General features: G+C 45.8%; 11 protein-coding genes. 3 read left to right on the plus strand and 8 right to left on the minus strand.

The genetic code is table 11. The features are described from left to right. Positions 1-18 precede the first annotated feature (18 nt). From gpAD87_RS13360 to gpAD87_RS13380, 5 genes are all read right to left on the minus strand, one after another. The gene (locus tag gpAD87_RS13360; protein ID WP_064638824.1) at positions 19-1,983 is read right to left on the minus strand and encodes an ABC transporter ATP-binding protein/permease; all 1,965 of its coding nucleotides are present in this window, start codon (positions 1,981-1,983) and stop codon (positions 19-21) included. Between the two features lie 203 nt (positions 1,984-2,186). Next, on the minus strand, positions 2,187-3,479 hold the full coding sequence (locus tag gpAD87_RS13365; RefSeq protein ID WP_064638825.1) for an amidohydrolase: 1,293 nt from the start codon (positions 3,477-3,479) through the stop codon (positions 2,187-2,189). An 80-nt stretch (positions 3,480-3,559) separates the two neighbouring features. Further along, positions 3,560-3,853, minus strand: a complete 294-nt coding sequence (locus gpAD87_RS13370; RefSeq protein WP_064638826.1) for a hypothetical protein — start codon at positions 3,851-3,853, stop codon at positions 3,560-3,562. Between the two features lie 88 nt (positions 3,854-3,941). Beyond that, entirely contained in the window at positions 3,942-5,039 is a 1,098-nt protein-coding gene (locus gpAD87_RS13375; protein ID WP_064638827.1) for a saccharopine dehydrogenase family protein, read from the minus strand. Continuing rightward, a complete protein-coding gene (locus tag gpAD87_RS13380) occupies positions 5,023-5,730 on the minus strand; it encodes a class I SAM-dependent methyltransferase (protein WP_082935121.1) in 708 nt (235 codons plus the stop codon). The genes gpAD87_RS13375 and gpAD87_RS13380 overlap by 17 nt, the downstream gene beginning before the upstream one ends. A 129-nt stretch (positions 5,731-5,859) precedes the next feature. Here gpAD87_RS13380 and gpAD87_RS31810 point away from each other — a divergent pair, with 129 nt between their 5' ends. Both gpAD87_RS31810 and gpAD87_RS31815 read left to right on the plus strand, forming a co-directional pair. Then, positions 5,860-6,195: a hypothetical protein gene (locus gpAD87_RS31810; protein WP_157258460.1), complete on the plus strand. Its 336-nt coding sequence runs from the start codon at positions 5,860-5,862 to the stop codon at positions 6,193-6,195. 229 nt (positions 6,196-6,424) lie between these two features. Continuing rightward, positions 6,425-6,976, plus strand: coding sequence for a helix-turn-helix transcriptional regulator (locus gpAD87_RS31815; protein ID WP_231952549.1), 552 nt, complete (start codon positions 6,425-6,427; stop codon positions 6,974-6,976). A gap of 145 nt (positions 6,977-7,121) precedes the next feature. Here the strand turns inward: gpAD87_RS31815 and yidC are convergent, their stop codons facing one another. The 3 genes from yidC to gpAD87_RS13395 form a co-directional block, all read right to left on the minus strand. Further along, entirely contained in the window at positions 7,122-7,988 is an 867-nt protein-coding gene (gene yidC / locus gpAD87_RS13390; RefSeq protein ID WP_064638829.1) for a membrane protein insertase YidC, read from the minus strand. Then, on the minus strand, positions 7,925-8,275 hold the full coding sequence (locus tag gpAD87_RS32165; RefSeq protein WP_197521416.1) for a hypothetical protein: 351 nt from the start codon (positions 8,273-8,275) through the stop codon (positions 7,925-7,927). Before gpAD87_RS32165 ends, yidC begins: the two co-directional genes overlap by 64 nt. A 92-nt stretch (positions 8,276-8,367) precedes the next feature. Next, positions 8,368-10,014 (minus strand): DUF4153 domain-containing protein, encoded by a 1,647-nt coding sequence (locus gpAD87_RS13395; protein ID WP_064638830.1) that lies wholly within the window; start codon positions 10,012-10,014, stop codon positions 8,368-8,370. A gap of 134 nt (positions 10,015-10,148) precedes the next feature. Here gpAD87_RS13395 and gpAD87_RS13400 point away from each other — a divergent pair, with 134 nt between their 5' ends. Next, the gene (locus gpAD87_RS13400; protein WP_064638831.1) at positions 10,149-11,927 is read left to right on the plus strand and encodes an ABC transporter substrate-binding protein; all 1,779 of its coding nucleotides are present in this window, start codon (positions 10,149-10,151) and stop codon (positions 11,925-11,927) included. The last annotated feature ends 25 nt before the right edge of the window (positions 11,928-11,952 follow it).

Here is an 11,952-nt window from a genome sequence, read left to right on the forward strand (position 1 = left end):
ATTATTCACAACTTAAATTTATTCGTATCGTAAGGATTCCATCGGGTCCAGCTTGGCAGCCTTCGATGATGGCATCAAACCAGCGATGATACTAATCACTGTACTTACAACGATTCCGAACACAATGTAGTATCCCGATAAATTTATTAGCTTAGCTCCAAAAGCGTTGTCCAAGAGAATATTCAACACATAACTAATAATTATCGCAAATACTACCGCAATGATACCACTGAATACCCCCAATAGAGCAGATTCAGAAAAGAAAATTCGCTTGATGTCCTTCTTTCTTGCTCCAATCGCACGAAGGATTCCGATTTCCTTCGTTCGTTCCACGACACTAATGTAAAGCACAACCAATATCATAATACCGGATACGATCAACGAAATGCCTGCAATACCAGACAGGACGATCGTGGCCATGTTCACATATGTCGTGATATTTTCCATGATTTTTGCCGTCTGGGAGCCTGAGAAGCCCGCATCAACAGCTGCTGCATTAATATCATTGACATATTTCATATCGGTTGCATAAGCGTTAACCTGAATTGGCCCAATCGTTATTCCTTTGTCCGCATACATTTGCTCCAACGTCTGTGATGAAATGTAACCCGGTGATTGCTGCATTGGTGATCTTTGATCTGACGCTTCATAAATACCAGATATGGTTATTTCTTTCTCCAAAGTTACGGGTTTATTATTGCCATCCATCTCATTGATATATAGAAACACAGACTTGCCGATCATGGATTCAGCTTGGTCATTTCCACTTAATTTATTCGCCGTATCGAGGGGTAACAACATCTCATTTTCTACCGGAGGCTTACCCGTTGTTAGCGTTGCTGGATCAAAAGCATCCGTTAACGTCGTTAACTGCGTAAGTGCCACACTTTGCTTTGCATTAACCATAGTCGATTTGCCTGTAATGGTAGTGATGGTCTCTACATGATCCACATTAGGGAATTTGCGAATAGTCTCAATGTCGGCTGTTGTAAAAGGTTCGCCTGCTGCCATCAAGGCTTGCGGGCCTTGCATATCTTTGGCATCTGCACTGGGCTTCGTTATATCCACAAGCAAAGGGTCCATGCTTGAATTGATTTCGTCGTTCATATATGTCGTTATTCCATTACCCAAGGAGAGCATCAGGAGTACGCTTAAAATCCCGATCGACCCACCCAATGCAACCAGTACATTACGCTTGCCGTTGAGTTTCATATTTTTGAGAGCCATTTTGAAAGAAGCCAGTAAGCCCAAGTTTCTGGAAGCACCACGACTGCCTTCATAAGTGGTCAAGGAACGATCTTTTAGATGGATATCATCCTTAATCCGTCCCTCTTCTACCTTCACAATACGCGTACCGGAATCAGCTACTTTCTGCGAGTGAGTTACCGCAATGACCAGCATCCCTTTTTGCGCAATACTGTCCAGCAGAGCCAAGATTTGATCCCCGTTTTCCTTATCCAAAGCACCTGTTGGTTCATCCGCCAAAATAATGTCTGGATTGTTCGATAGTGCACGAGCAATGGAAACCCTTTGCTTCTGTCCACCCGACAGCTGGTTAGGCCGTTTGTTCAGATGATTCTTCAGCCCGACCTCGGTTAAAATATCTATAGCGCGCTTATTGCGTTCCTTTTCACTTGTGTCCGTCATTTGCATGGCAATCGTAACGTTCTCCAGTACAGAAAGATGCGGGATCAGATTGAAATTTTGAAACACAAAGCCGATATTATTCTTCCGATAATCATCCATTTCCTTTTCAGTCATAGCACTTAAGTTCTTTCCACGAACAAGGATTTCCCCTTCAAAATCGGAGTCCATTCCACCAATAATATTCATAAGGGTTGACTTTCCGCAACCCGATTCACCAAGGATCGAGACGAATTCTCCTGTCTCAAAGCTCAAATTCACATCATGGAGCACAGGAACCTTTTCCTTACCATACAGCGTGTATGATTTCTTCACATGTTTTACTTCTAATATAGTCATCTTGATCTCTTCCTCTCCAAGTCATACACCCTATCTATATTGGCCATTTCACATTCTAACAAATTTGTGTGAACTGATAATGAACTGGACAATTCGCGTCTGCCTGGCAAAAGAATTGTAGCTGTCAAAAATCAATATGTAAGGAAAAGCAAACGGAGCCCTACATTCATTAGGACTCCGTTTGCTTAGTTCCGCTTGGGACATTAAATCCCTTCAACAATACGCTTCGCCCGAACCTCTACCTGACGGAAAAGTTCTTCCTCATCTATCGTTAGCAGCTGCCTGCCTCTCATGAGCACACGACCATTCACAATGGTGGTATCTACATCGGCGCCATTCACGCTGTATGCAAGCAATGATTCCAACTCGTGAACCGGCTGCAAATGCGGTTTCTTCAGATCAATCAGAATCAGGTCGGCCTTGCGCCCAACTTCCAGCACACCTACTTCATCCTGAAGGTTCAACAGACCTGCACTTCCCCGTGTAGACATATGTAGTACCTCTCTTGCCGACAACCGGGTAGGGTCAGCATAATCCAGCTTTTGCAGCCAGGTCGCAGCCTTGATCTCTTCAAACATATCGATGGTTGTCGCACTGCCTGCCCCGTCAGTTCCAAGACCCACATTAATTCCCTGTGCAATCATCTCGGTAATTGGGGCAATTCCGCAGCCAAGCTTCAGATTGCTGACCGGATTGTGCGCTACTCCACCACGCATGCCTTTCAATCTGCCAATATCTCTGCGATTCAGGTGTACACCATGGGCAAGCAGTACATGTGCCTTTTCGAACATACCTGCCTCTTCCAAGTACTCCGTTGGCGTCATGCCATAGCGTTCACGAATCTTCACAACTTCCTCTTTCGTCTCAGCCAGATGAATGTGGATAGGCACATTCTCCTGTTCTGCCATCGCAATGACTTCCCGCAAAGGTTCTACTGGGCAAGTATAGGGAGAATGCGGGCCATACATCGTCGTAATTCGACCCTCAGCCTTACCCGACCAACGTTGTACCAAATCGACCGCTTCCTGTAATCTGCGCCCTCCGTCATCCTCCACGAATACCATTCCGCGTGTGAGCGATGCCCGAATGCCGGTTTCCGTCACCGCTTCTGCGATTTCATTCATGTGAATGTACATATCAGCGTAAGCTGTAGTTCCTGAACGGATCATCTCGGCGATGGATAATTGTGCTCCCCAGTAGATATCTTCGGGTGTCATCCGGGCTTCTGCAGGCAGCATCTTACGGTCAAGCCAGTCCATCAGCTTCAGATCATCCGAGAATGCTCGTAACAGACTCATCGGTGTATGCTGGTGAGCATTGATCAGGCCCGGCATGGCCAGTTTATGTTGACCATCCATAATGTCATCACCCTGTTGAGCCTGAATGTGGGGAGCAATCTCTGCGATACGGTCGCCTACAATGCGAATATCCCCCTTGAAGGGGGAATCGGTGTCTTTCATCGTTAAGATTGTGGCTTGCTGGATTAATATACTCATTCGTTTCACAACTCCTCTAGGTTTGGATTGCCTTACTTCCAAATCCGAGGATAAGCCTTCACGTAACGGCAAGGTCAAGACTAAGTTAATTTTTGAGTCGTCATTGTTCTGAAAGTTTGGATAAAAGGTTTGGGATCTATGTTGACCATATAAGGATAGACTCCGGTGCTGGTATGTAGATAGAAAAAACCACCTTCATTCCCCATTCTCCGAAAGGACATGTCGAACACTTCCGTAATATTAAACTCGCGGTATTTCGTTACAATCTTGTCCGAGTACAGGATCATGGACCGATCGCTATGCAGTACTTCCTGTGCGAGCCCCGTCACTTCTCTCTGTACTTTGTAATAAGGCAATACAGCAATGCAGTTCATGATCTGCCTCCGTTCTAGCATGATTATTTGTTCCATCATAGCAGATCGGAGAGCCTGAGCAAAAAAATGATCCAAACACATATATGATTTACGTGATCTTCGTTGTTACTTTCAATGGAAAACGAAGTGCTTCCTGAATATGCTGCAAGGAAAGGCATTGTTCAATGTGAAAAACACCATGCGGCAGTTCCGTCCGATACATTCGCTCCGCTACTGCCGCCGCAACTGCTGCTGTTGCATCTGCTTCACGCTCGCCAACCAGCAGCTGCTCGACATGGACTTGTTTGCCCTTTTTCCATCCCACTGCATCTATCTTAACTGCAAACATCGGCTCCCCTCCGGGAATAACCCCAAAAGCCTTGACCGCACCATTACGAAGAGAGGGAATACGCAGTAGTTTGAACAGCCCAATACGTTTGGAAATTGCCATGGATCTGGTCATCCAACGGGAATCGAGACATAACCGAGTGGAAACCGTTGGAATATCAAGTGTACGAGCAACGACGTGTTGATCCGAAAAGTTAAACCGATATGCTTTCCTGCGGCCCAAGTCTGCGCCAAAATCAATCCATTTACCATCGTGAAAACTTTGCACTTCGGCTGGCTTACCTTTTTTCATGACCTGATAGGTAGCATTCATCTGATCCACAGTCCACTCCACCGCGGCTTTTCCGTGTTTCTCACCCAGTCCCAGCATGACGGTAATGTCCGCTTCGTCTACTTGTTCCATATGGGCACCTGCTTCACGCACAAGCAGATTGGTCACACCAGGCGACAGTCCCACACTGAGCATGGCTGTTGCTTTGGAACGCTGCATTTTGGGATGCAGCTGTTCGACCTGACCCAGAAAGTCATAATTGGCTGAAATATCAATATAATCTGTCCCTGCTTTCGCACAAGCCTCGACAAATCGGGTATCCGTCTGGTCCACACACATGATCACCAACTTGACCGATTGAAGCAGACTAGGATCAATCGCTTTTCGTACATCCAATTGAAGCGGCTGGACTATACCACCCGTAGATCTGCTGAATTCCTTAGCCCGATTCATCCGCGTACCTGCCGCCCATACCTTGCCGGGAAACAAACGTCCCAGTTGCGTACATATCATTTGCCCCACCTGACCATATCCGCCAACAACCCAAATCTGGTCTTTCACAGACTCTGTTTTAGTCTCGTTTCGCATAATATCCCTCCACCCAGAATGCTCCGAAATAACGTGTAATGTGCGAGAATCCACATTCTCTCATCAGCTCTATCATTTGTTCAGATGAGATGGGGTCCGATTCTCGGCCAAGGGAAGCTGCAAACCGCTCCCATTCTTCAAGCTGAATACCATTACTTAACATGTGATCCTGCCAGGCTTGCATCATGGTTGGATATACAGGCGAATGAAGATCGGCATTCACTGCTGCAATAATGAGTGGCGCCCCAGGCTTGAGTCTGGCCGCTAGAATGGACAGGAACCGTCTTTTGGACTCGATCCCCTGAATAAAATGCAGCATTAGCATACTTGTTGCCCCGTCGTAGACCTCACCTTCCGGTAACGCTTCAAGCGTCATGGATTTAAGTTGCACTCTGGCTTCGATCCCCGCCTCCCGGACTCTTCTCTCTGCTAACTGAAGCATCGGCTGGGAAGGATCTACTCCAGTAAACGTCCATCCCGCATGGCGAGAACCAAGCAGAGCTAATTCCTTACCTCCACCTGCTCCGACAATTAGTATCTCAGCTTCGTTGTTATCCGTGATAGAAGCGGCAAGCAGTCGCTCCATCAGATCATGCATATGAGAATAACCCGGAATTTTCAGGGCTATCGATTGTTCGTAACGGTTTTCATCCGCCGTATCCCAGCTCATAGATGGTTGATTGTGGTCCATCGATACTACACTCCTCATGGATTCAAGTTAGACTTGACTCTTCGTTCGTCTAATTTCATTATAGAATGATACGCAGAGCGTACAATCCCAGAACAATGGGATATCTGCATGTGGAGAGGAGAAAGCTTTATGACATCACGCATGGAACCGAACCAGCGACTCATTACTTCTCTCGAAAAAGGAACCTGGACCTCGCGCACCTACCGGGAAGCTGTCCTGAAACAAATTCAGAATATCGTTCCCTATGACGCGTATTGCTTCACAACGGTTGATCCACAGACTCTTCTCTCAACGGGTGCCGTGACGGAAGACGGCATTGAAGCCATTCATGATCGGCTGTTCGTTAATGAATACATGGAAGAAGACATACATAAGTATGCTGATTTGATTCGCTGCGGTGAGTATACAGCGATCCTTCATGCATCGATAAGCGAAAAACCCTATTGCAAGCGCTCGGTATCATAACATCCTTCAACCCGCAGGTTTCGGTGATGAACTTCGGGCTGTACTGGTCAGTGGCGGAGCCTGTTGGGGGTATCTAACCCTATATCGCAAGACGGAACAACCCGTATTCACGGAAGAGGAACGACTAAGCATCCAGGCCTGGACACCTTCTATTGCATTGATGTTACGATCCACAAGTCTGACTCTTATGGACGAGATTAAGAGCGGAAGTCCCTCGGACCCTGGTATTATGATCACATCGGACGTTTTCGAGATGTTATCCGTGAACGCTCCCGCTCAATATTGGCTATCACAATTACGTTTACTGGAGCATGTGGGACCAGATGTATTGCCGCGCCCAGTCCGTGCAGTCAGTTCGCATTTACAGCGTCAGATTCGTACAGATTCCGATTTGATGGTTGCGCGAGAACCTATCCTTCATTCGCCTTCCAAAGTCTGCATTCAACTCCTGGATGGCCGTTACCTTGTGCTTCATGCCAGCCGCATGCAGCAGTTCTCAGGTCCGGATCAGATTGCGATTAGGCTTGAACAGGCTATGCCGCAGGACTTACTGCCTTTACTCGCCGAGAGTCATGGGTTGTCCATTCGGGAACGAGAACTATTGGGTTACGTGCTGCGCAGTTATTCTTCCAAAGAAATTGCTGAAGCGATGCATATATCAGCTTACACGGTACAGGATCATTTAAAATCCATTTTTGCCAAAACAGACGTATCCTCCCGCCGTGAGTTAATCTGGTATTTCGTATCCCGTTTCCAGTTGTCTGATGAACCAGCTATTTGAATGTTATAACTGGACATACAAAAAAAGATGCCTTGTCCCATGGGACAAGGCATCTTTGCGCTGCATTATGGTGAAGAACATCAGTTATATCAACACATACGTTTAATTCATTCAATTCTACTGCACCATTCTCATGAGTGAAAACTTAGGACTTAGCGGGCTTCGCAGGTTTGATGTTTTTGTTCTTTACCTGCACAGCCACGGGCTCTTGCGGGTGTTCAACCGGATACAATTTGCGGAACAATAACGTCTGCAAGACCAGGAATGAACCGCCGATCGTCCAATACAGCGGCATCGCTGCAGGTGCCGAAAGCGAGAAAAAGGCCATCATCAAAGGAGAGATGTATCCCATGATTGCGAATTGTTTTCGTTGTTCTGGCGCCATATTGGCTTGCGAAACCTTGGCTTGGATCAGATAAATAATAGCTACCACGACTGCAAGCACATAGTCAGGCGCTCCTAATTTGAACCACAGAAAGGAGTGGGATGACAACTCCGGCGTAAGCCTAATAGCCGTGTAGATACCTGACAGAATGGGCAACTGAATCAGCAGTGGCAAGCATCCGATATTCAGCGGATTGAACTTGTGCTTCTTATACAGCTCCATCGTTTCCTGCGAAAGCTTCTGCTTATCAGCTGGGTCGTTTTTGCCCTCATACTTTTTCTTGAGCGCATCCATCTCCGGCTTCATAGCATTCATGATCACTCGGGTACCTTGCTGAGATTTTGCTTGTCGCATCATCAATGGCAACAACGCAAGACGGATAACGAGGGTAATCACAATAATGGCTACCCCATAACTTCCATTAAATATCGTTGCGATGTGCTGAATGAGATACGACAGTGGAAATACAACATAATGGTTAAAGAACCCCGGTGTTGATGAATTAATCTCTGAGACGTTGTTACTGCATCCAGCCAGTAGCATAACTGCAAAAAGAATTGCAATCAGGCCATAGATCCGTCCCTTGCCAGATGTAAAAGTGAACCCCTTGCTTGTCTTATGTTCCATAAATATCCTCCTCGTTGTTTTGTAGAAAGTACATACAACGAGGAATGGCAATCTGGTTCATCTTCATCCGGGGATTCTCTTCGTCTGACGATTCGACTTAAAGCTTCAGGTCTGTGTTGTCCGTCCAAGGACAAGGTTGGCAATCCAGGTTCCAGACCACCTCCGGCCCCACCTTCCATCCAGTACTCTGTAATGCCGCAATGCAGATGGGCAATATAAGCGTAACTGACTGTGAAAATGAGTCCGAGTGAAAATATATACGGTATCAATTCCTGAAGTTCAAACAAGGGATTCACCCCCTTTATAGGTTAGTTTTTATAGTATAACACTTACATATTGATTTTGCATAAATTCATTGCTGGAAAACAGGTAGATGAATTCATTTCATTCTCAATTTGGACAATTCTAGCTTAGCTCTATGTCTTGCCATATTAAAAGAAGTCCATGAACTCTCTGTTTTCTCCAGGTCGAAGTTAGCTTGACGCTCCAGCATTTCCCCTTTTAAATCCGGGTACTCTCTCTGGGCAAACTCTCGCAGTACTGGAACCGCATCAGCAGATAAACTCGCCAAGTAGGATGCATCAATAATGCCTGTCTGATGATATCGTGCAATATTAAGCTCTGCAATCCGATTATCCATGCCCACATAGTTAACTGCCACATAGGCTGTAAGGGACAGTACAATATACCAGCGGATCAACGGTATGGAGGTATAACGGATTCGAAGAGCTGCAATAAGCAGCAGCAGCGCCAGAAAAATCATGAATGCATGTACGAGAAATCGAATGTAGGTATATCCATAAGCCTGTTCATACAGGTTGAGGCGTATAAACGCCGAGTACAGCATGATTGCGGAACAACCCACCAGGACAAAGAGCAGCACCTGATGCACAACAGAACCTATTTTGCCGCTTGAACGCGTGAACTGAAGAGTGATAATCAGGATGAAAAAATTAATGCCTGTTACCAGTATCAGCTCCACAAATCCACTTCTTGCATACTCTGCGTAGGACAATTCTGACGGAAGATGTCCCTCACCAGCCCCAAAAAGATAAGAAAATTGTACAAGCACAAACAGAACATACACACAGTTGATGACCAACAGCATCGTGCCCACAATGATGGGGTCCAATCTTAAAGGTTCACGATGAGCTTGAGTAGAAATTTCCTCAGGTGCGGGCTTATTTGCTGGCTGATCCTCTATGATTGAGTTCAAGGAAGGACTCTCCTGTATGGAATTCACGGAAGCGTCTTCTCGCTTTTCGATTTCTGAAGTAACTGTAATTGCTTTTCCATTTTTCCAATGTGCATTTTCTCTCTTATCTGCTTCATATTGCATCGGCTGCACGAAACCCCATACATAACTGAACAATAAAACGCCTGCGATGAGAATCCAGATCACTCTCGGAAATCCTGGTGTCAGTGTCATTTGATTTAACCATTCCGGAAAACCGGATAAATACTCATTAAAAATCCCATCTGCTGAGGTCAGCAGTGCTACAACCACGATGAGGATGGGAACGGATGCTATAAGGCCAATGAATACTTTGAAAGCAGCCGTTTTCTGCGTTTTACCTAGCCCACGTCCTCCTGTTTTCACAACAATGCTTGCGACCGTTCCCCAATGACGGATGGATTGTGGCAGCAAATGGTCCATCGCGGTACCGATCAATCCAATGTCCCACCATTGTCTCTGTTTTCTGCCGACCAGATAAGTCATATGTAAGATAATAAGCCCCGGTACGATCAGGAAATTAAGGATACGCAGCGGTTCATTGTCGTATAACAGAAACGTTAGCGTCAGCATCAGCACCACCCCAGCCATAAAAGCATCAATCATGGTCAATGGCCGCATGCGGTCCCTGGCAAACAAGAACATAAAGCCATAAAAGAGGATAACAAAGATGGGATAAGAAACACCAATCTCATTGCCATAGAACAAATACTGATGAATGATAGCTAACATTAATGCGGATAGTAGCGTAATTAAAGCGCGGTTGGGTGAAGCCACTATTTTATCAATCATGGGAAAAACCTCCATTAAACTTTCTAGGTTTCATTCTAGATGATAAAATAAGAATATAAATAGAAATTAAAAACGATAAAACTTCTTATTTTATTATATTGCATCAGCTACAACCTCCAGGAGGAATCAAAACCTTGAAATTACATCAGCAATATTTGCTGCTTCATAGCCGGTTTGGTCAACTATTAGAGCATGAAGTAACGCTCTCTGACCTTGCGGAACTGCTCGAGTGTACACACCGTAACACATTAACAATCGTCAAAAAAATGGTTGCCCAAGACTGGATTCGGTGGGTGTCCCAGCGCGGACGTGGACGGCGTTCTACGCTGACCCTACTTGTTCCGGCTGATCAAATTGCAGCAGAATACATGATGCAGGCCATGAATCGCCGCGAGTTGCAGCAAGCCGCCGAACAGGTTGGTGCTTTCTCTAGTTCTACGACAATGCAGGATCACCTAAACCAGTGGCTGCTTGGTTATTCTGGACACCATACGGAAGCTGGTAGCCATAATGAGCGAATTGATACGCTCAGGTTACCGATCCGCCAACAACTGCACGCCCTTGATCCCCTTTTTATCAATTTGCTGGCAGAATCTTTTGTCACCAGTCATGTGTTCGACGGGCTGGTTCAACGTAATGAACACGGAGAGATTATTCCCTGTCTGTCTCATACCTGGGATGTCAGTTCAGATCGGAAAACATGGTTTTTTTATTTGCGTAAAGGGATTACTTTTCACAATGGACACCTGCTGACAGCCGCGGATGTGGTGTATACATTTGAACGACTGCAATCCACAGAACGGCGGACATTATACCGCGATGTGAGTAAACAAATTCTATCGATTGAAGCAGCAGATCCCTTGACCGTTTGTTTCAAGCTCAAAGCCCCTCACGAACTGTTTTTGCCCTTTCTTTCTACGAGCCGTGCAGCGATTGTTTCACAAGCCGCTTACGGGCAACATAAAGATGGATACAATGAACCAGATCTACCGAATAGCATGCAAAAGCCTATAGGAACGGGGCCTTTCAAGGTCACAACCTGGGATGATCACCTGTGCAGACTTGAAGCTTTTCCGATGTATTTTCAAGGCAGGGCCCATCTGGACCGAGTAGATATTCTACAAATCCCGTGGAGTGCTCCTGCACATTTGGATGAAAAACAAGATATCGAATCTCCTTTCTTCCACCTTGTTCATAATCCATCCTCGTCTGAGGGTAGGGACTGGACACAGATTAGTGCAGGCGTGATGGTACGCAAATTACTCACTTGTAATACACAAAAAACCGGACCGCTAAGCGATCCGGATGTAAGAGCACATGTTCAGGCGTGTATTACTAAATTGTATGGAAGTGGCATGAATGAAAGTAATGAAGCTGATTCAGGAGATGCTGATAAAGTGTTGATGAATGCAGAAGAATTGACTTATTTGTCTCAGCACCCTACTTTTGATCTACCTATCCCCTTGCACATCACAACCATTCCTCAGTATCGGATGGATGCTAGACGTTTGGCATCGTCATTGGAAATGAACGGCTTCACATGTACTGTCCGCATAGGCACGATGGAGCAATTCAAAGGGAACCTGAGACTGGAATCCGATCTGATTCTCTTCTCCTTGATTCGGGACCGGGACGAAGAATTACGCAGGTACGATCTCTATCTCACTTTATCCGAGCATCTGGAGGACTCTTCCAAGAAGAGTGTACAACAGATGCTGCAAACCGTTGTTGCTTCACAAATATCCGCAGACCGAACTGCCGAACTGGACCGAATTGAACAATTTTTGGTGCAGCAGAGTCTATTATTCCATTTAACTGAAAAACCTGTGGAGACTGCCTACCTGCCTTCCGTTCGTGGCCTCTCCTTCAACAGCCAGGGATGGGTAAACCTCAGGCACATCTGGTTCCTGTGAATGCTCGTTAAACGAGCATAACAAT

The sequence above is a fragment of the Paenibacillus sp. AD87 genome (genome assembly GCF_001659845.1).
GTDB classification, from domain to species: Bacteria; Bacillota; Bacilli; order Paenibacillales; family Paenibacillaceae; genus Paenibacillus; species Paenibacillus marchantiae.